This is a genomic window from Pandoraea terrigena (assembly GCF_902459705.1).
Taxonomy (GTDB): Bacteria; Pseudomonadota; Gammaproteobacteria; order Burkholderiales; family Burkholderiaceae; genus Pandoraea; species Pandoraea terrigena.
Window position 1 is genome coordinate 184025 of record NZ_CABPRU010000009.1, and the last position, 20315, is coordinate 204339.

Below are 20315 nucleotides of genomic sequence, written 5' to 3' on the forward strand. Positions count from 1 at the left end.
GAGGCAGCCTGGCGCTTGCGCACCCGCCGGCCGTGCGCGCAGGCGCGGCACCCCGTTCCCGGTGAACTGTTTCGACATTCTCAAGAATCATGATATAAATGCGAATCGTTTTCGTTAACGTTCACATCACTATTGAAAGATGTGTGACTGTTGCGTTTGACCGAAACCGCTTTCGGATCGGCCTCGACCGCCGCGTCGCCCAAGGGCAGCGTCTTCGTTTGCGAGGCCTCATTTTTGAGTGATTTTCGAGCATGTTGATTGCATTGGCTATGGCCCTGGCATGTCTGGCAGGCGGCGCCTCCTATCTCACCTCAGACCACCAGCGCGTGAGTGCGCGGCGGTTGGCCGCACAGCCCGCCCGGTCGCTCTCGCTGGTCGCCGCCATCGCCTGCCTCGTCTGCTGGTGTCTGGCGGCAGGCCCGTCGGCTGGCATCGCGGCGGCTTTCATGTCGCTGTGTTTCGGCCTGCTTTGCTGGCCGTATGCGGCGGGCGGGTGGCACTGGCTGCGCGGAGACGCCCATGTGGAGTAGAACCTTCGCGGGTCTCGTGCTTGGCGGTTTCGCCGCGATGGCGCTGTGCTCGGCCATCGCCTTCCTGACGCCGACTGGTTGGCAGACAGCGGTCATTCCCGTCATCTCCCTCTTCCCGCTCCTGTGGCTTGGCCTCTGCGCCGTGGCCTACGCGAGCCGCACCGCCAAACGCGCGTGGGTTGGCCTTGCCGCCACCACCGTCGTCGCATGGGCCGCGCTGCTGTTGGCGCGCGCCGTCTGGTAAGGATCGTTCGATGCGCGCCCAAACCCTTCGTCAATACCTGAGCGTCCATACGTGGGCCGGCATCATCGCCGGGTTCGCGCTGTTCGTCGCCATGCTCGGCGGCGCCCTGACCACCTTCCACCACGAGATCGAACGCTGGGAGCAGCCAGCCACGCGACATGCGCCGCTCTCACTCGCACAAACGGAACAGCTCGCCGAGAGGGTCCGCGCGCAATTCCCGGCCGCGCGTGAGCAAATGGGCGTGGTGTTGCCCAATCATTCACCAACGCCTTTCGCTTACTGGCAAGCACCGAACGGCGAATGGCAACAGGCACGATTGCGCCCGGGCGCCGAGGGCGCCGCACCGTCGCTCGTGATCGGCGACGCGCGCCCTGGCCTGTCGGGTACGATCAATGCGCTGCACTATTCGCTGTCGATCCCGACCTATGGCCTGTACCTGATGGGCGTGGTGTCGCTGTTCTATGGCATGGCGTTGATCTCGGGTGTGATCGTGCATTTGCCGCGCGTGACGCGCGATCTCTTTGCGCTTCGCCCGGGACGCAACCTCAAGCGCTTCTGGCAAGACGCGCACAACGCCATCGGTGTGCTGAGCTTGCCGTTCCATATCGTCTTCGCGCTGACAGGCGCGCTGTTGTGCCTGCTTCTCCCGCTGATGATGGCGTTCAACGTCGTGACGTTCGATGACAAACTGATGCCGCAGATTCCGCAGATAACGGGCTCGGTACCGGCAACGATCGCCCCCGTCGACGGCAAGCCACTCGGTCTGGCGGCCGTGCTCGCCCGCGCAGAGGGCGCGGCGCCCGGCATGGAGACGACGGCCGTGGCGTGGACGCGTTACGGCAAGCCGGACGCGGTCGCCGAAGTCTACGGCGAAGCCAGTGACTCGCTCGGCGTTTTCTCGGCAGTGGCCGTACGCCTGAACGATGGGGCGATCGTCGGTCAGCACAGCCCCGGCGCACGGGACGCCAACCATGCGGTGCTCAGCATGATCTACGGCGCCCACTTCGGCAACTTCGCCGGTGACGCCATGCGCTGGGTGTATTTCATACTCGGCCTGATGGGTGCGGTACTTGTCTATAGCGGCAACCTGCTCTGGCTAGAATCGCGCCGCAAGCGCAACGCGCCCGTTCAAGCCGTCCATCTGCGCTGGATGGCCAAGGCCACCGCCGGTGTGTTTCTCGGCACATGCCTCGGGATTGCCGTGGCCTTCGTCGGTGCGGTCGTCGCGCCGGACATGACGGCGCTCTCGGTCTTCGTCGCCACACTCGCCGCCTCGGTGCTTCTCGCCGCACTTACGGCGCCTGCGGTAGCCGCCACGGGGCTGCTCGCGGCGACGGCGCTCGCCTGCCTCGCCATACCGGTCGCCGACGCCGCGCTCACGCCCGACAATCTCGTGCGCTCGCTGGCCGCTGGCGATTGGGTGCTGGCCGGCGTTGATCTCGTCGCGATCGTCTGCGCCGGGGGCTTTGCGCTGTTCGCGCGCGCGACCTGGAAACGTGCCCGTTGCGGCGATCCGAATAGCGTATGGGCACGACCGGTGTCGAAGTCCGCCGCCCCGGCGCCCGAAGCGTCCGGCGACCTGCGCGCCAAGCCCTAGCTGCGCGTCGCACACAAGGCCATGTCGACGCACGCCTGACGCGCTGAGCGTCGATCGCAGGCCATCCACCTTCCGAAGCTGCATCCCGACGAGGTCACTCCGCAGCCGGGTTCGTCGGGCGGCTTGCGTAGCGCGCTTGATCGTGCATTTGATCGCGCGCTGGAACGTCGCGACATCGCAAGTACCGCCGACCACATGATTCCGCCAGCCATCGTTGCTCAAGCCATTGGGGCTTGCCCCGCCTCCAGCCAACGAAAGCGCATTTCACATCATGGAATTTACTTCGAATTTCGTCCGCCTCATTTTTTCGTCACTCGAAAACATGTTTCGAATTGCGAAATTCAATTCATATCCCATTGAAATATAAGCATAAATTAACTCTTATGTCTTATATAAGACTTCACCAAACCGCACCAAACGGCGTTACCATTTCGTCATGCAGTTCGCTTCGGCATACGGGGGCGACACGCTGAACCCTTTATTCAAACGCGCTTTGCTCTCAGGAGAGGCACATGACCCAATATCAAGACGACATCAACGCTGTGGCTGGTTTGAAGGAGAAACAAGGCAGCGCCTGGAACGCCATCAATCCCGAATATGCCGCACGCATGCGTGCCCAGAACCGCTTCAAAACGGGCCTGGACATTGCCAAGTACACCGCCAAGATCATGCGCGCCGACATGGCGGCCTACGATGCCGATCCGTCCAAGTACACCCAGTCGCTGGGCTGCTGGCACGGCTTCATCGGCCAGCAGAAGATGATCTCCATCAAGAAGCACTTCAACAGCACCGACCGTAGCTATCTTTACCTGTCGGGCTGGATGGTGGCCGCGCTGCGCTCCGAGTTCGGCCCGCTGCCGGACCAGTCGATGCACGAAAAAACCTCCGTCACGGCGCTGATCCGCGAGCTGTACACGTTCCTGCGCCAAGCCGACGCCCGTGAACTGGGCGGCCTGTTCCGCCAGTTGGACGCTGCTGAAGGGGCTGCCAAGGCCGCCATCCAGGAAAAAATCGACAACCACGTCACCCACGTCGTGCCGATCATCGCCGACATCGACGCAGGCTTCGGCAACGCGGAAGCGACCTACCTGCTGGCCAAGCAGTTCATCGAAGCCGGCGCCTGCTGCATCCAGATCGAGAACCAGGTGTCCGACGAGAAGCAATGCGGCCACCAGGATGGCAAGGTCACCGTGCCGCACGAGGACTTCCTCGCCAAGATCCGCGCCATCCGCTACGCGTTCCTGGAACTGGGCGTGGACGACGGTATCATCGTCTCCCGCACCGACTCGCTGGGCGCCGGCCTGACCAAGCAGATCGCCGTGACGCACACGCCGGGCGACTTGGGCGACCAATACAATTCCTTCCTCGATTGCGACGAGATTTCGGCCGACGCACTGGGCAACGGTGACGTCGTCATCAAGCGCGACGGCAAGCTGCTGCGTCCCAAGCGCCTGCCCAGCAACCTGTTCCAGTTCCGCCCGGGCACGGGCGAAGCGCGCTGTGTGCTGGATTCCATCACCTCGCTGCAAAACGGCGCCGACCTGCTGTGGATCGAAACCGAAAAGCCGCATATCGCCCAGATCGCCGGCATGGTCAGCGAGATTCGCAAGGTCGTCCCGAACGCCAAGCTGGTGTACAACAACAGCCCGTCGTTCAACTGGACCCTGAACTTCCGCCAGCAAGCGTATGACGCAATGAAGGCGGCAGGCAAGGATGTCTCGGCCTACGAGCGCGGCCAGCTGATGAGCGAGGAATACGATCAAACCGAACTGGCCGCTGTCGCCGACGAAAAAATTCGCACCTTCCAGGCCGATGCATCGCGCGAAGCCGGTATCTTCCACCACCTGATTACGCTGCCGACTTACCACACCGCCGCACTGTCGACGGACAATCTGGCCAAGGAATACTTCGGCGACCAGGGCATGCTGGGTTATGTGGCTGGCGTGCAGCGCAAGGAAATCCGTCAAGGCATCGCCTGCGTCAAGCACCAGAACATGTCCGGCTCGGACATTGGTGACGACCACAAGGAGTATTTCAGCGGCGCCGCAGCCCTCAAGGCGGCGGGGAAAGACAACACAATGAACCAGTTCTGAGGAAAAAAAACCGCTCGATTGAGCGGTTTTTTTTTATCTCACGGCAGCAAGCGCTGCCGTGCGCGAGGGGGCGGACATCCTAGCCGACGAACGCCCGCTCGACGAGGTAGTGCCCCGGGGCGTGGTTGTGGCCTTCGACGAAGCCACGCTTCTCCAGCAGTTCGCGGGTGTCCTTGAGCATGGCCGGGCTACCGCACAGCATGATGCGGTCGTTCTCCGGCGAAAATTCCGGCAGGCCGATGTCGGCAAACATCTTGCCCGACTCAACCAGCTCCGTAATGCGGCCCTGGTTTTCGAACTCTTCGCGCGTCACCGTCGGATAGTAGATCAGCTTGTCGCGAACGTACTCGCCCAGATACTCGTGCGCCGGCAGATGCTCCGTGATCAGGTCGCGATACGCCAGTTCGCTGGTGAAGCGGCAGCCATGCACCAGGATGATGTGCTCGTAGCGGTCGTAGACTTCCGGGTCGCGGATGATGCTCATGAACGGCGCGAGGCCCGTGCCCGTCGAGAGCAGATACAGGTTCTTGCCCGGCAGCAGGTTGTCGTCGATGAGCGTGCCGGTCGGCTTGCGTCCGACGATGACCTTGTCGCCCGGCTTCAAGTGTTGCAGACGCGAGGTCAGCGGGCCGTCCTGCACCTTGATGCTCAGGAACTCCAGCGCTTCCTCGTAATTCGCGCTCGCCATGCTGTAGGCGCGCAGCAGCGGTTTGCCTTCCACTTCCAGCCCGATCATCGTGAACTGGCCATTGACGTAACGGAACGAAGCGTCGCGAGTGGTCTTGAAGCTGAACAACGTATCAGTCCAGTGGTGGACTTCCAGCACGGTCTGTTGATTCTGAGTACTCATATTGGCTTGACGTATGACGACGGGCGGCGGCGCGGCACGTCGGCGGAGCTGACGCCCGAATCGCCTGGCATGCATGTGCGCGAGCCGTCCTTGATGGCCCTGATGCCCCGACTCCAGGCACGCCAGATGGACGCGGCTTCGGTTTTGGGCGGGAAAACCCAATTATTTTACCCCAAACGGGAATTGCTTTCATTTGTCCCCACCGCAACACAAGGGTTTTGGTGGAATCGCGCGCCTGCGCAGTCTCGTTGGGCGTGGCCCGGCGCAACGACGAGACGCGTCGGTAAAGGGGGCATCGCCGAGGCCCGACACTCGCGAAGTACTTCGCATTCCGACGGATGTGAGGTGTCAACGCGGCCGTCGTCGCCGGTGACATGCCATGGAATGCCGGGCAATCCCGGAAAAAGCCGAGGCGACGCCAACCAAAAGTCGCGCCGGTGCGCAAGCCCCAACCAGCTAGGGAAACCCCCAAAGCCCGCCCAGCAAGGGATTGCGCGAGGGCATGACCGGAGATGCCCGCAGTTACCGTGTTTTTATCATCAAGAACAAGAAAGTACGCGGCATCACACAACAAAATCGCCGCAAACCGTTGTCAGGACTGGCCCACAGCCCGCCGAAGGCTCTATAATGCGGCTGCCCGGCTAGTGCCGACGTGCTCTCGAGGCGTGACGCGATGGATCTTCGGATCGCGTTTGCGTGACGTGTCGCGGCGACGACGTTCTGGCGCTTGCCGCGTGCCTTATGGCGCGGATACAACACCGACACTCGTCAAATGGCGAAAGTGTTAGAGTTGTCGCCGGTATTCACCACCTCTCAAGGGAAACACACATGAACAAACAGGAACTGATCGACGCCGTCGCCGGTGTTACGGGTGCGAGCAAGGCTCAAACTGGCGAAACCCTCGACGCTCTGCTCGAGACCGTCAAGAAGGCCGTCGCCAAGGGTGACTCGGTTCAGTTGATCGGCTTCGGCTCGTTCGGTTCGGGCAAGCGCGCCGCGCGTACCGGCCGCAACCCGAAGACCGGCGAAGCGATCAAGATCCCGGCCGCCAAGACCGTGAAATTCACGGCTGGCAAGGCGTTCAAGGACGCCGTGAACAAGAAGTAAAACCAGTTGCGCGCAGGCCGGCCTCCGTGCCGGCCTATCTTTTTTGCTCGCATGACCGCCCTGCGGTGCGCGGCAAAGGATAGGCGTCACGTCATCCTCTCGCGAGGTCCACGACTGATGTGACGCTGCGCGCCTCGCGGGTGTCCTGCGCACCGCAGCCCGGACACCGGGCGCCCGCGACGTGAGGCTCCCGCTCCCCGCCTCCCCTGCCTCACTTCCTGCCCCTGCGCGGCAGCCACGCTTCCGTGGCCTTCCCCTGGCGTCAAGCGCCCATCGTTAGCGCCCGCCTTTCCGATACACGGATACGCCGATACACCGATACGCACTGCGGATTGACCTTTGCCAATTGCCGGTCGCCGGTCCTTGCGCAGTCCTTGCGTCGCCCGGTCGCATGGCGCTCGGCCTGGGCGCAGGCGCCACGACAACTATGCTATGTTGCGTGACATGACACGCGTGACGACAGCGACCACCGCCGCCTCCATCGAGGGATCGCCCGCCGCCGACCGGGCCGCCACGGCGGTGAGCCCGGCGCTTGGCGCCGGGCGTATGCGACGCATGTCCGCCGCACGGCTGCTCATCGGCCTTGCCGCGCTGACCCTGCAGCAATGGCCATCGTTACCGAGCGCTGGCGAGACTGCCGGCAGCCCCGCGCCCATCGATGCCGAGGCCGTGCATCAGTTGCGAATCGCGATACGCCGGCTACGCGCGTTGATTGATGTGTTTTCGCCATGGCTCAAGCCGCGCTGGCACCATCGACTGAACGAGGAGTTGCGCTGGCTGGGGCAATCGATGGGGCCCACGCGAGATGCCGATGTGCTGGCGACAACGACGTTACCCGCGCTGCGCGCCGACTATCCGAACTTCGACTGGCCTGCGGTGGATGCCTATGTGGAACAGTTGCGCCGCGACGCGCGCGCACAACTCACCGAGGCGTTGACCGGGGAGCGTCTGAAGACATTGCATGCGTCGCTGTTGCAGGCGTTCGGCATTCGCCACGACGGCCAAGGGGAAATCCGCTCGACCAAGGCATTGCGACGCGCCTGCCGTACGCCCGGCAAGCGACCCCGCGCGTTGGCGAAGCATGCCCGCCAAATGCTCCGCGCCCAGTACATAGCATTGTTTCCGGATTGCCGCCAGTTGGCCATGCTCGACACCGAGCAGTTGCACGCGTTGCGCGTGAAGATCAAGAAGGCGCGTTACAGCGCCGAAGTGTTGACGCCATGGCTTCGCAAAACGGTCCGCTTGCCATATGAAAGCACCTTGCACGCCGCGCAGATGTTGTTGGGCCAGCTCAACGATGCCGTGGTCGCGCAGCGAATGTGTGAAGCCATGCCGCTACGCGACGCGCAACGCGACGCCTTGATCCGACGCCTCGATACGATCATCGTCAACACCGCGAGCCGCGCGGCGCACGTGCTGGGCCAGTTGCCCGACGCGCACGCGCTCGAGCGCGGCCTGCGCGGCCGCTGAGCGCCGGTCCGCTCACGCCACCTTCGTGCGCAACAGGCGCATGCCGTTCGCGATCACCAGCAGACTGGCCCCCACATCGGCGAACACCGCCATCCACAGCGTCGCCAGCCCGACCACCGCCAGCCCGAAGAACACCGCCTTGATGGCGAGCGCCACGGCGATGTTCTGCTTGAGTATCGTCGCCGAGCGCTTCGACAGCGCGAGGAACGCCGGCAACTTGTGCAGGTCATCGTCCATCAGCGTGACGTCCGCCGTCTCCAATGCGCTGTCGGTGCCCGTCACCCCCATCGCAAAACCGACGTCGGCGGCCGCGAGCGCAGGCGCGTCGTTAATGCCGTCGCCGACCATGCCCACGTAACCGAACGTCTCCCGCAGGGCCGACACCGCCCGCCATTTGTCTTCCGGCAGCATTTCAGCACGCACGTCGCTCACGCCCGCCTGCCGACCGATCACTTCCGCGGTCGCACGATTGTCGCCAGTCAGCATCACCGTGCGGACGCCCATGTCGGTCAGGCGCGCGATGGCGTCACGGCTTTCCGCGCGCAGCGTGTCGGCCACCGCCAGCACGGCGAGCGCCTGTGTTTCACTGGCCAGCACGATGGCGGTTCGGGCCTGCGCCTCGAGACGCGCCAGCGTCGCCTCCACGCGTTCATTGCAAACACCAAGCGATTCGATCAGACGATGATTACCGAGGTAGTACAGGGTTTGGCCCACACGCCCCTTCACGCCCATGCCGGCGAGTGCTTCGACCTCCGAGACCAACGGCAATGCACCGAGCCCCGCTCGCGTGTACCCGTCGACCACGGCGCGCGCAATGGGGTGGGTGGTCTGGGCGTCGAGCGCGGCGGCGAGGGTGAGCGCCTCGTCGTGTGAGGTTTCGCCCAGCGGCACCACGTCGGTCAGGCGCGGTTCGCCACGCGTCAGCGTGCCCGTCTTGTCGAGCGCCACCGCCCGAATCAGGCGGCCGGTTTCAAGAAACGCGCCGCCCTTGATCAGGATCCCGGCACGCGCGGCGGCGGTCAGGCCGCTCACGACCGTGACCGGCGTCGAAATTACCAGCGCACACGGGCAAGCGATGACCAACATGACGAGCGCCTTGTAGATCCAGGGCGACCATGCCAGACCGAAGGCCAGCGGTGGCATCAGTGCGACGAGCAGCGCACAGAGCACGACAACCGGGGTGTAGATGCGCGAGAACCTGTCGACGAAGCGCTGCGTCGGGGAACGCTCCTGCTGCGCGGTCTCGACGATGCGCACGATGCGAGCAAGCGTTGTATCGCCCGGGGCCACGTTCGTGCGATACACGATAAGACCGCTTTCGTTGATGCTGCCCGCGTAGACCTCGTCGCCCACCGTCTTGTCGACGGGTATGCTCTCGCCGGTGATGGACGCTTGATTGAGCGCGGAATTGCCCTGCTCGATCACGCCGTCGATGGCAATGCGCTCGCCCGGACGCGCACGCACGCGCGTACCCACGGCAAGCGATGCCGAGGGCACGTCCAACCAGGTGCCATCCGGCTGCTCGACCGACGCTTGATCGGGCGCCAGGCGCATCAATGCTTCCACGGCACGGCGTGCGCGCGTGAGTGACGCGGCTTCCAGCTTTTCCGACAACGCGAACAGCACGATCACCATCGCCGCTTCGGGCCACTGACCGATGCACATCGCACCCATCACCGCGATCGACATCAGGAAGTGAATGTTCAGCGTGAGGTGGCGCAGCGCGATCCAACCCTTCTTGAGCGTCGGCAGACCACACGCGAGAATGGCGGCCACCACGGCGGCGCCGACCCACGGGCTGTGTTCGGGCACACCTGACCAGACGGCAACCTCGCTTGCCGCCGCCAGCAGGCCGCCGCCCACCAGACGGATCACGTCTGCCTTGCGGCTCGCGGCCGGCGGCGGTACGTGGGTGTCGCCCGCGGCGAGCGGCACCGGCGTCATGCCAAGCTTGCGCAGCGTGTCGGCCACCGCCTCCCCCTGCCGGGCCACGTCGGCCGTCGACGCCTTGTCGTCGAAAACGATGGTCAATTCGCGCTTGAGGAGATTGAAGTACAACGCGTCGACGCCGGCCCGGTGCTCCAACTGGTCGCGGATGAGGCGCTCCTCCGTCGGACAATCCATCTGATCGATTCGGAAGCGGGCCTGTGGCGCACCGGTGGCGGGCATCGGTTCGACAGGCCCAGCGCTCGCGCCGCCTGTGCAGCACGACGAATCGTCGTGCGCATGCGCCGCTTTTGGGGCACACGGCGCGGCATGACCGTGGTCGTGGTCATGCTCGTGCCTGCTCGAGTGATCGTGCGGGTGGTCGTGGTCGTGCGGATGCCCATGATCATGGTCATGACCGTGGTCATGCGCCTTGCGATTTGCCACCGTCGAACCCGCGCGACGCGCCGAATCGGAGGGGTTGGGCATGGGAACTCCTGGTTGACTGATTCGTGTTACCCTCCATTGAAAACCCTGTAGTCACTACGGAGTCAAGCATGAAAATCGGCGAACTGGCCCGGGCAGCGGGCACCGATGTCGAAACGATCCGGTACTACGAGCGCGCGGGCTTGCTCTCGCCCCCGCCACGCACCGACGCCGGGTATCGGGCCTACGGCGACGACCATCTGGAAGCGCTGCGTTTCATCCGGCACTGCCGCTCCCTCGATATGCCTCTCGCCGACGCGAAGCGACTTGGCGAGCTCGCCCACGACACGAGCGTGACGTGCGAAGACGCGAACCAGTTGATCGAAGCGCATCTGACTCGCGTGCACGCCCGCATTCACGAATTGCAAGCGCTCGAACAACAGTTGCTGCACCTTCAGGCGCAATGCCAGAGCCGCCACGAAACGAGCGATTGCGGCATCCTGCGTGCCCTCATGCAAGGTGCCCATGGCGAAGCCTGCGCGTGCCACAGCGAAACCGATCCGATCGAAGTCGCCTGTCATCATGATCACACGCACGTGTGACTCACGCGCGTCTCACTGTCCTGCCCCTTCCCTGGCGTCGACCCCACCCGATATCGCCAATCGCCTGCGCACCAAAAGTATCGAGCGCGGGCGCGCCTGTCGCACGCCGACGTCTGCCCGGCGTGCGGTGAATGTGGCAACAATTGTGATGAATCGCGGCACTGCCCCGAAAACAGGGGCAAACCGACACAGTTTCTATATACAATGTCCCGCACACGAGCTTGCCGGCATGAACGCGGTCGTGTGAACCGCTTTCGTGCGGCGTTCCGGATGCACATCGATATGTCGTCATCCGTTTCAATTCTTGCTCATTTGTCGGAGACCTTATGTCCAGCGATGGATCCGCTACGCCCACCCCCGCGACGGAAAGCACCGCCGACATCGTGATCATGGGCGCTGGCGCGGCAGGCATTTCCGTAGCGGCCAGCCTGCGCCGGCGCCGTCCGGCGCTCTCGATCACGATCGTGGATCCGGCGGACACGCACTACTACCAACCGGCGTGGACGCTCGTTGGCGCCGGCGAATTTGATGCGTCGCGCACAGCTCGCCCGATGTCGAGCGTCATTCCCCAGGGGGTGACGTGGATTCAAGCGGCGGTGACCGCATTTGCGCCGGAGCACCAGCAAATCCTGCTTTCGGACGGCCGGCGCCTCGGCTATCGCTACCTCATCGTGGCGCCGGGCCTGCAACTGAATTGGGAAGCCATCGATGGCCTGACGGACACGCTCGGGCGCAACGGCGTCACGTCCAACTATCGCTTCGATCTCGCGCCGTACACATGGTCGCTGGTGCGAGATTTCAAGGGTGGCAATGCCCTGTTCACGCAGCCGCCGATGCCGATCAAGTGCGCGGGGGCGCCGCAAAAGGCAATGTATCTCTCGGCGCACACCTGGCGTCAGAATGGCTTGCGAGACAAGACGAAGATCGAATTCCATCTCGTGGCGCCCGCTCTTTTTGGCGTGAAGGAGTACATCCCCGCGCTCATGGAATACGTTAAGCGCTACGAAATTTCACTCAATCACCTCTCACACCTGCGTGCGGTCGACGGCGAACGTCGCGTGGCCCGCTTCGAGATTTTCGACGCCGACGGCCAGTCACAGTTTGTCGACAAACCGTTCGATATGCTACACGTCGTCCCGCCGCAAAGCGCACCGGATGTGCTGCGGGCAAGCCCGCTGGCTGACGCAGCCGGCTGGTGCGAAGTCGATCCGGCCACATTACGTCACGCGCGCTTTGCCAATGTCTTCGGCTTGGGCGATGCCATCTCCGCACCCAACGCCAAGACCGTGGCCGCGGCCCGCAAGCAGTCGGTCGTCGTTGCCGAGAACCTGCTCGCCGCCATGGACGGCCGCCCTCTGCCACTGCACTACGACGGCTATGGCGCTTGCCCGCTGACGGTGGAACACGGCAAGATCGTGCTCGCGGAGTTCGGCTATGGCGGCAAGCTCATGCCCACGTTCCCGATCGATGGCACACAAGCCAACCGTTTCGCATGGATGCTGAAAAAGTACGTGCTGCCAAAGGTTTATTGGAATGTCATGCTTCGTGGTCGCGAGTGGCTGGCGCGACCCAGCCGCCCCGGCCATAGGTAAAACCCGGACTCAATTTTCAAAGATTGATGCCGTTAATGGAGATAGGACCCGGTATCTCGACCGGGCACGAGCTTCTTGTCGGGCCACGCCTTGTGCGCGGTCTGCCTGAGCGCGAGGAATGCGGTGCAACGGCCGGTCAGCCTTATCCGCCCCTCGCACGATGGCCGACACATTTACGCGTCTTATGCAGAACATGATTCAAGGGTTTTCTGGCGGCACGACCTGTTCGACGCGTGAGCTTCCTCTGCCTGCCGGCATCGCCCGCAGCAAGGACAAGCGTTCAATTGTACGGGCCACGTCAGCCTGCCTGTCGAGATGAACGATACCAACGCGCTGCGACGGCAAGTCGTCCTCGCCGATCTACTGCTGGATCGCCAGCGGCTCCTGCGCGCCCTTAGCCTGGAGCTGCGTACCCCTAGTTCGCCAGGCTGCCACTGTGCGCTGGTCGTGTTGCACGTGGGCCGCGGCCAGCGCACGGCGACCCGTCAACCCGCCATTTCGGACGCCGATCTGCTTGCCACCACGGCGTTTCGCATCGGTTCACGCATTCGTCGTCGCGACATCATCGGCCGCGTTTCCGATCAGCAGATCGCCATCTTGCTGCGCGATCTCGGCAGCCGCGACGCAGCGGTACAGATTACCCGACGCTTCATCCGCGCCGGTGAATCGCCGGTAGCGTGCGGTGACGGCCTGCTCTACCCGATCGTCTCGGCGGGGATCACGCATCTGCCGCAGGTGCCGGTATGGCCCGCCACCCTGCTCGAGCACACGGCGGAAGTCGCCGATCAGGCAATTCGCGAGAGTGCGTCGCGGTTTCTCGTGACCGAAGCCCCGGCGGCGCCCACCGAAAGCGTCAATCCACCGGACGAAGCCGGCAACGAGCACCACTGGCGCAACGCGATCGGACGCGCGCTGTCAGGGTCTGAGTTCCGGCTGCACTATCAGCCGCAGATCGACATGCGTACGCACCGGCTGACCGGTCTCGAAGCGCTCATCCGCTGGCAGCGCGACGACGAACTGATCATGCCAGGCGAATTCATTCCGGCTGCGGAGCGTTGCGACGTGATCGGCCCGATCGGCGACTGGACGCTGAACGAAGCCTGCCGCCAGTTGGACCAGTGGAATACGAACGGCGACGAGTATCCGCGTGTGGCGGTGAACCTCTCCGCGCAACAAATGCGTGTGCAGACGCTCGACACGGTCCGTTACGCACTCAAACATCATCGTGTACCGCCGGACAAGCTCGAGATCGAGATCACCGAGTCGACACTGATCTCCCATCTCGATGAGGCCACCACACTGATGAACGAACTCGTGGCGATGGGCGTGCGCCTGTCGCTCGACGATTTCGGCACTGGCTACTCGAGCTTCGTGCGCCTGAAGCGCTGGCCGTTCGGCACTGTCAAGATCGACTACCAGTTCGTGGCCGGCGTGCTGCTTGGCGGCTACGATACCGAGTTGATCCGCGCCATCATCGCCATTGCCCGCAAGCTTGAAATCGAGACCGTGGCCGAAGGCGTCGAGACCAGCGCCCAGCGCGATGCGCTCGCGTCGCTGGGCTGCCATGCATGGCAGGGGTATCATTGCACGCGCCCCCTGCCACCCGGACACATCGAGACATTCATCCGCGACTGGCACGGGCGATTGTGAGCGTGTCGGCCACCTCCCGTATGATCTCACTCATCGTAGCCGCCGTAGCCGCCGTCTGCCTGACCCTGAGCACTACGGCACGTGCCGACCTCTCGCTCCTGCAACCACCCCGCACCCTCTCGGGCAGCGCGCCGCTGCAACTCACATTGCTGGCCATGCAGGACGGCCAGGGCCGCAAGACCTTCCTGTTGCCGGCCGAGATCGTCGTGCGCATCTCGAACGATGACTTCAAGCCCACGCTGCTCTCGCTCAAGCGCGCGGCGCTCGCCCCCTCGCAGGTGACGCTCTCGAACGGCCAGTTCCGGCGCGTCACGTACGCTGCCCCCCTCCCGAAGGCGCTACGCGGCTCGGTGCGCATCGAGCCGGTCGATTGGGATGCCTCGACTACGACGATCGTGCTCAATCGCGCCGCACCGACCGAACCGATGATCGCCGCCACCCCAGCCCCACACGACGGCGGCGCGTTGCCTGGCACCGCCGTCGGTGCATCGGCGGCGGCGGCCGCCGCGGCGTCCAGCGCACTCGCCAGCGCCGCCCCCGACGCGATTGCACCGACAAGCGATACGGAGTTTGCCCGCATCTCGTCGAATGAGCCGATGTACCTTGCATTCGGCAAGAACGGCGACGCCAATGCGCGTTTCCAGCTCAGCTTCAAGTTCCACATTCTCAAGCCGGACAACCCGGCATCGAAGGCTTTCCTCGACAATCTGTACTTCGGCTATACCCAGTTGTCGGTTTGGGATCTGGAAGCCGAGTCGGCGCCGTTCCGCGACGCGAACTACCGACCAAGCCTGTTCTATTTCGTCCCCGACACCGGCGCCCGCGCGAGTTGGTTCTCGTCGCTGGGCGTTGCGGCAGGGCTCGAGCACGAGTCCAATGGCAAGGCGGGCGCGGATTCCCGCAGCATCAACACGCTCTTTGTCAAACCGATCTTCAAGTTCGGGAATCCGGCCGAGTATCACTGGACGGTAGCGCCTAAGCTCTACGCTTATCTCGAGAAGAAGGACAACCGCGACATCCAGGACTATCGCGGCTATCTGGACCTGCTCGTCGTGTGGGGCAAGCCGAATGGCTGGCAGATTGGCGCAACACTGCGCAAGGGCATGAAGCGCAACTATGGCAGTGTGGATCTGCAGGTGACCTATCCGCTCGGCAAACTCATTCCAGGGACTGGCGGCTACCTGTGGCTCGGTTACTTCACCGGCTATGGCGAAGACATGCTCGACTACAACCGCCACTCGTCGTCACAGGTGCGGATCGGGTACAGCGTGTTCCGCTGGTAACCAAGCCAACGATCGTCGCGAGCGCAACCCGAAACCGACCGCCGTGTCCACCGTCGAGACCCTGCCGTAGGGGAATCGGCGACGACCCGCCCATCAATGCGATAATGGCGCCTGCTTCCAACGCGCCTCCCGCCTCTGGCCGACACGCCTGCTATGTCCGAACTGCACGACCGCCCCGATAGCCCCTGCATTGGCATTTGCTCGACGCTCTTCGACGACGTCTGCAAGGGCTGCGGCCGCACCGCTGATGAAGTGTCGAACTGGGTGTTCTTCACCGACACCGAGAAGGCCGCCATATGGGCACGCATCACCCGCGAGGGCAAGGCGATGCGCTTTTGTGAAAGCCGGTCTACGACTTCGCAGACTTGAACTGAAGCGATTTGTATTCGAGGAACTCCTCGAAGCCATACACGCCGTTCTCACGTCCGTGCCCCGACTGCTTGAATCCGCCGAATGGCGCCTTCACGTTGAATTCCCCGCCGTTGATGTCCACCTGCCCCGTACGGATCTGGCGCGCCACGCGCACCGCACGCGCCTCGTCGTCTGACCACACGCCCCCACCCAGCCCGTAGATCGAGTCGTTGGCAATGCGCACGGCATCGGCCTCGTTCTGATACGTAATGATGGAGAGTACCGGACCGAAGATTTCCTCCTGCGCGACCGTCGCGTCCGGCGTCACGCGACCGAGCACCGTCGGCTGGACAAAGAATCCCACCTCGAATCCCGCCGGCACGGCCTCCCCGCCCGCGATCAACTCAGCGCCTTCCGCCAGGCCCTTTCGGATATAGGTTTGCACACGCTCGCGCTGTGCAGCGGACGCCAAGGGCCCAAGACGTGTCGTTTCCTCGCGCGGATCGCCCAGCGTGAAGCGCGCGACCGCCTCCTTCGCCAGCGCCTTGACCTCCTCGTAGCGCGACGCAGGCACGAGCATGCGCGTGTGCGCCGAACACGTCTGGCCGGAATTCAGATAGCAGGCGTTGAGGGTGCCTTTGACGGCTGCAGCGAGATCTGCATCGTCGAGCACGACCGATGCCGATTTTCCACCCAGTTCCAATGCGACCCGTTTGACCGTCTGCGACGCGACTTCGGACACGCGCTTGCCCGCCCGCGTCGATCCCGTGAAGGACACCATGTCGACGTCAGCATGCTGCACCAGCGCCTCGCCAACCACTGGCCCGAGCCCCGTCACCAGGTTGAACACCCCCGGCGGCAGACCCGCTTCGGCGATCACCTCGGCCAGGATGAACGCGTTGAACGGCGCCACCTCCGACGGCTTGAGCACTACCGTGCAACCCGCGGCCAGGGCCGGCGCCACCTTCAGGGTGATCTGATTCAACGGGTAATTCCAGGGGGTAATGGCGACCACCACGCCCACCGGCTCGCGCACCACCAGCGAATTGCCCACACGCGCTTCGAATTCGAACGTCTCGGCCAGTTCCGCGTACTGGTTCCAGTGATAAACCGGCCCGCCCACCTGAATCGCGCGCACGAGCTTGATCGGCATTCCGGTCTCGCCCGTGATGACCTGCGCGAGCGGCTCGGTGCGCGCCTTCAGGCCAGCGGCGATCTTGCGCAGATAGACGGCCCGCTCGGCAGGCGGCGTGGCTGCCCAGCGCTCACGCGCGTTCAGCGCGGCGGCCACGGCGGCCTGCACATCGTCCGTTGTGCCCTCGGGGATGCGGCCCATGAGTTTTCCATCGGCCGAATGGAAGACGTCCAGCGTCGCGCGCCCTACCGGCGCCACCCACTGGCCGTCGATGAAGAATTTGTCGTACGTGATCATGCGATGTCTCCAACTGGGAGGTTCCCGACGAACGCTCATTGTAGTCCGCTCGCCCGCGCTTCTCGCAGGCATGACCGGCTGCGCACTGCCGATCAACACATTTCTCCCCATTCGGCGGATGTTGCGATAAGATGCATTTACAATACATCTTATCGCGGAGGCTGGCATGTCTATCGGCAAACCCACCACGACCCCATCGGGACAACCGGCCTCCGGCCTGCCCCTGCTTCGGCTCGGCTTTCGCCCGTTTTACCTGGGAGGCGCCGGCTTTTCGGCACTGGCCATCGCGTTATGGCTCGCCGCGCTTCATGGCTATCCGATTGCCGGCCGCACGGCAGCCATGAACGGCGTGATCTGGCATGTTCACGAGATGATATTTGGCGCCTTTGCCGCCATCGTCGTCGGATTCTTGCTCACGGCAGTCCGTGCGTGGACCTCGCTCGATACCCCGCGAGGTGCATCGCTCATGGGCCTGTGGGCCTTGTGGGCAACTGGACGCCTACTCGTTTATTGGGGGCCGGAATGGCTCGCGGCGGGCGTCGATTCCCTTTTCCTTCCCGTTGTTGCCATCGTGCTGCTGCGTGTGCTGATCCAGGCGAACAATCGTCGCAATATCTTTCTCACCGTCGCACTCGGATTGTTCGGCGCCTTGAATGTCCTTTTCCACTGGTGGGCGTGGCACGGACGCCCCGATCTTGCTTTGCAGGCGGGTTATGCCGCCATCGGGCTGGTGGTGATGTTCGTCACGGTGATTGCGGGGCGTGTGGTCCCGATGTTCACCGCGAACGCGGTTCCCGGCTATGCGCCGATGCGCTGGAAATGGATCGAAAGGCTGGCCGCCCCAAGCGTCGTCATCACGCTCTTCGCTGATGCGTTCCTGGCATTGCCCGCCCTGACGATCGCTTGCGCGGGATTCACAGCGTTGATTCACGGGATCCGGTTGGCAGGATGGCGCTCCTGGCGCGTCGGGACTCGACCGATACTGGCGATTCTTCACGTCGCCTATGCATGGATTCCGGTCGGCTTCGCCCTGTTGGCGTTGGCGGCTGCGGGAGCGATAGCGCATTCCCTTGCGATTCACGCATTGACGGTCGGCGCGATTGGCTGCGCGATCCTGGGTATGATCACCCGCACAGCACTGGGACATACGGGCCGCGCGTTAATCGCCGGGCAATTCGAGGTGGCCAGCTACGCGTTGATCATTGCCGCGGCGCTCTTGCGCGTCTTCGGTCCCTGGTTGGCGAGCCGCGCCACCAGCATCTGGATTGACGCGGCCGCCGCGTGCTGGCTGGCGGCGTTTACCGTCTACCTGATCCGCTATGTCCCGTATCTGGTGAGCGCGCGCATCGACGGAAAGGCCGGCTGACCTGTCAAAACGCTCGGCCGTTCGGCGAGAACCCGCCCAGATCGCCCTCGCATCGGCGCCGTGATACCAGGGCACCCATGAAAAAACCCGCCGAAGCGGGTTCTTTCACTCGAACAACCAGGACCGGCCGTGAATCAGACCTCCACGCCCTGGCTCGCCAGATATTCGTCGTACGTGCCCTGATAGTCGACGATCCTGCCGTCGCTCTTCACTTCGATGACGCGCGTCGCCAGACCCGACACGAATTCGCGGTCATGCGAGACGAACACCAGCGTGCCCGGATACTTGTCGAGCGCGATCTGCAGCGACTCGATCGACTCCATATCCATGTGGTTGGTCGGCTCGTCCATCATCAGCACGTTGTGACGGCCCAGCATCAGCTTGCCCCAGATCATGCGGCCCTTCTCGCCCCCGGAGAGCACACGGACCGACTTGCGCACGTCGTCGCCACCGAAGAGCAGACGGCCGAGCGAGCCACGAATCACCTGATCGTCGTCGCCTTCCTTGCCCCACTGCGTCATCCAGTCGGTGAGCGTCATGTCCTGCGGGAAGGCTTCCGAGGTGTCCTGCGGCATGTAGCCGATGTTCGCGTTCTCGGCCCACTTCACATCGCCCGCGTCGACAGGCAACGCCGTCATCAGGCTACGCAGCAGCGTCGTCTTGCCCGCGCCGTTCTCGCCGATGATCGCCACACGCTCGCCCGCACGCACCGCGCCCGAGACATTCTTGAAGATCTGACGTTCGTAAGACTTGGCGATGCCTTCGAATTCGAAGGCGAGGTTGTGCAGCTTCTTCTCGAATTCGAAGCGGATGAATGGGTTCTGACGCGACGACGGCTTGATGTCTTCCACCTTGATCTTGTCGATCTGCTTGAGACGGCTCGTCGCCTGACGCGCCTTCGACTTGTTCGCGGAGAAGCGGCGCACGAAGTCCTGCAGGTCGGCAATACGCTCCTTCGCCTTCGTGCTCGCCGCCATCTGGCGTTCGCGCGCTTGCGCCGACGCGAGCATGTAGTCGTCGTAGTTACCCGGGTAGATCGTCAGCGTGCCGTAGTCCATATCCGCCATGTGCGTGCACACGGCATTCAGGAAGTGGCGATCGTGCGAAATGATGATCATGGTGGAGTTGCGCTCGTTGAGCACGTCTTCCAGCCAGCGGATCGTGTTGATGTCCAGGTTGTTGGTCGGTTCGTCGAGCAGCAGCACGTCAGGATTCGAGAACAGCGCCTGCGCGAGCAACACGCGCAGCTTCCAGCCCGGCGCGACATTGCTCATCGGTCCCTGATGCTGGTCCGTCGGAATGCCCACGCCGAGCAGCAACTCGCCGGCGCGCGCTTCGGCCGTGTAACCGTCGTACTCGGCAAACTTCGCCTCGAGCTCGGCGGCGTGCATGTAGTCGTCGTCCGTCGCCTCCGGATTGGCATAGATGGCGTCGCGCTCGCTCATCGCCGCCCACATCTCGGTGTGGCCCATCATCACCACATCGAGCACGCGCATGTCTTCATACGCGAACTGGTCTTGCTTGAGCTTGCCCAGACGAACGTTCGGCTCGAGCATGACGTTGCCCCCGCTTGGCTCCAGGTCGCCGCCAAGGATCTTCATGAACGTCGACTTGCCACAACCGTTGGCGCCGATCAGGCCATAACGGTTGCCCCCGCCGAACTTGACGGAGATGTTCTCGAAGAGCGGCTTCGCGCCGAATTGCATCGTGATATTGGCAGTAGACAGCACAGGTGGTATCCGGGAGAGGAAGTGCGGCGGCACGAAATTGCGCCACGAAACCGTATATTTTAACAC

At 63.6% G+C, this 20315-nt stretch carries 16 protein-coding genes; 12 read left to right on the plus strand and 4 right to left on the minus strand.

Annotated features, from left to right (window positions below; all coding sequences use genetic code 11):
* Positions 1–251 precede the first annotated feature (251 nt).
* The 4 genes from PTE31013_RS17870 to PTE31013_RS17885 all read left to right on the plus strand — a co-directional run bounded on the left by PTE31013_RS17870 (position 252) and on the right by PTE31013_RS17885 (position 4464).
* Positions 252–530, plus strand: coding sequence for a hypothetical protein (locus PTE31013_RS17870; protein WP_150614113.1), 279 nt, complete (start codon positions 252–254; stop codon positions 528–530).
* Positions 520–774: a hypothetical protein gene (locus PTE31013_RS17875; RefSeq protein WP_150614114.1), complete on the plus strand. Its 255-nt coding sequence runs from the start codon at positions 520–522 to the stop codon at positions 772–774. The genes PTE31013_RS17870 and PTE31013_RS17875 overlap by 11 nt, the downstream gene beginning before the upstream one ends.
* 10 nt (positions 775–784) lie before the next feature.
* Entirely contained in the window at positions 785–2371 is a 1587-nt protein-coding gene (locus PTE31013_RS17880) for a PepSY-associated TM helix domain-containing protein (protein ID WP_150614115.1), read from the plus strand.
* Positions 2372–2883: 512 nt separating this feature from the next.
* Complete coding sequence (locus PTE31013_RS17885; protein ID WP_150614116.1) at positions 2884–4464, plus strand: isocitrate lyase; 1581 nt, start codon at positions 2884–2886, stop codon at positions 4462–4464.
* A 79-nt stretch (positions 4465–4543) separates the two neighbouring features.
* Here the strand turns inward: PTE31013_RS17885 and PTE31013_RS17890 are convergent, their stop codons facing one another.
* Positions 4544–5314 carry a ferredoxin--NADP reductase gene (locus PTE31013_RS17890; RefSeq protein ID WP_150614117.1) on the minus strand — a complete coding sequence of 257 codons (771 nt, stop codon included), beginning with the start codon at positions 5312–5314 and terminating at the stop codon, positions 4544–4546.
* Between the two features lie 828 nt (positions 5315–6142).
* On the opposite strand from PTE31013_RS17890, the gene PTE31013_RS17895 reads away from it, so the two are divergent.
* A complete protein-coding gene (locus PTE31013_RS17895) occupies positions 6143–6421 on the plus strand; it encodes an HU family DNA-binding protein (protein WP_150614118.1) in 279 nt (92 codons plus the stop codon).
* 453 nt (positions 6422–6874) lie between these two features.
* The gene (locus PTE31013_RS17900) at positions 6875–7891 is read left to right on the plus strand and encodes a CHAD domain-containing protein (RefSeq protein ID WP_174978616.1); all 1017 of its coding nucleotides are present in this window, start codon (positions 6875–6877) and stop codon (positions 7889–7891) included.
* A gap of 12 nt (positions 7892–7903) precedes the next feature.
* On the opposite strand, the gene PTE31013_RS17905 is transcribed toward PTE31013_RS17900, so the two are convergent.
* Positions 7904–10306: a heavy metal translocating P-type ATPase gene (locus tag PTE31013_RS17905; RefSeq protein ID WP_150614120.1), complete on the minus strand. Its 2403-nt coding sequence runs from the start codon at positions 10304–10306 to the stop codon at positions 7904–7906.
* A 68-nt stretch (positions 10307–10374) separates the two neighbouring features.
* On the opposite strand from PTE31013_RS17905, the gene PTE31013_RS17910 reads away from it, so the two are divergent.
* The 5 genes from PTE31013_RS17910 to PTE31013_RS17930 all read left to right on the plus strand — a co-directional run bounded on the left by PTE31013_RS17910 (position 10375) and on the right by PTE31013_RS17930 (position 15739).
* Complete coding sequence (locus tag PTE31013_RS17910) at positions 10375–10845, plus strand: Cd(II)/Pb(II)-responsive transcriptional regulator (RefSeq protein WP_150614121.1); 471 nt, start codon at positions 10375–10377, stop codon at positions 10843–10845.
* 326 nt (positions 10846–11171) lie between these two features.
* Positions 11172–12437 (plus strand): NAD(P)/FAD-dependent oxidoreductase, encoded by a 1266-nt coding sequence (locus tag PTE31013_RS17915; RefSeq protein WP_150614122.1) that lies wholly within the window; start codon positions 11172–11174, stop codon positions 12435–12437.
* A 315-nt stretch (positions 12438–12752) separates the two neighbouring features.
* Positions 12753–14087: a putative bifunctional diguanylate cyclase/phosphodiesterase gene (locus PTE31013_RS17920; protein ID WP_150614123.1), complete on the plus strand. Its 1335-nt coding sequence runs from the start codon at positions 12753–12755 to the stop codon at positions 14085–14087.
* A 20-nt stretch (positions 14088–14107) separates the two neighbouring features.
* Complete coding sequence (locus PTE31013_RS17925; protein ID WP_174978617.1) at positions 14108–15370, plus strand: phospholipase A; 1263 nt, start codon at positions 14108–14110, stop codon at positions 15368–15370.
* Positions 15371–15523: 153 nt separating this feature from the next.
* The gene (locus tag PTE31013_RS17930) at positions 15524–15739 is read left to right on the plus strand and encodes a DUF1289 domain-containing protein (protein WP_150614125.1); all 216 of its coding nucleotides are present in this window, start codon (positions 15524–15526) and stop codon (positions 15737–15739) included.
* Here the strand turns inward: PTE31013_RS17930 and PTE31013_RS17935 are convergent.
* Positions 15720–17153 (minus strand): aldehyde dehydrogenase family protein, encoded by a 1434-nt coding sequence (locus tag PTE31013_RS17935; protein WP_150614126.1) that lies wholly within the window; start codon positions 17151–17153, stop codon positions 15720–15722. The two genes, PTE31013_RS17930 and PTE31013_RS17935, sit on opposite strands and share 20 nt — an antisense overlap.
* Positions 17154–17319: 166 nt before the next feature.
* Between PTE31013_RS17935 and PTE31013_RS17940 the strand changes: the two genes are divergently transcribed.
* Complete coding sequence (locus PTE31013_RS17940; RefSeq protein WP_150614127.1) at positions 17320–18519, plus strand: NnrS family protein; 1200 nt, start codon at positions 17320–17322, stop codon at positions 18517–18519.
* Positions 18520–18653: 134 nt separating this feature from the next.
* Here PTE31013_RS17940 and PTE31013_RS17945 read toward each other — a convergent pair whose 3' ends face one another.
* Positions 18654–20249 (minus strand): ABC-F family ATPase, encoded by a 1596-nt coding sequence (locus PTE31013_RS17945; RefSeq protein WP_150614128.1) that lies wholly within the window; start codon positions 20247–20249, stop codon positions 18654–18656.
* Between the last annotated feature and the right edge of the window lie 66 nt (positions 20250–20315).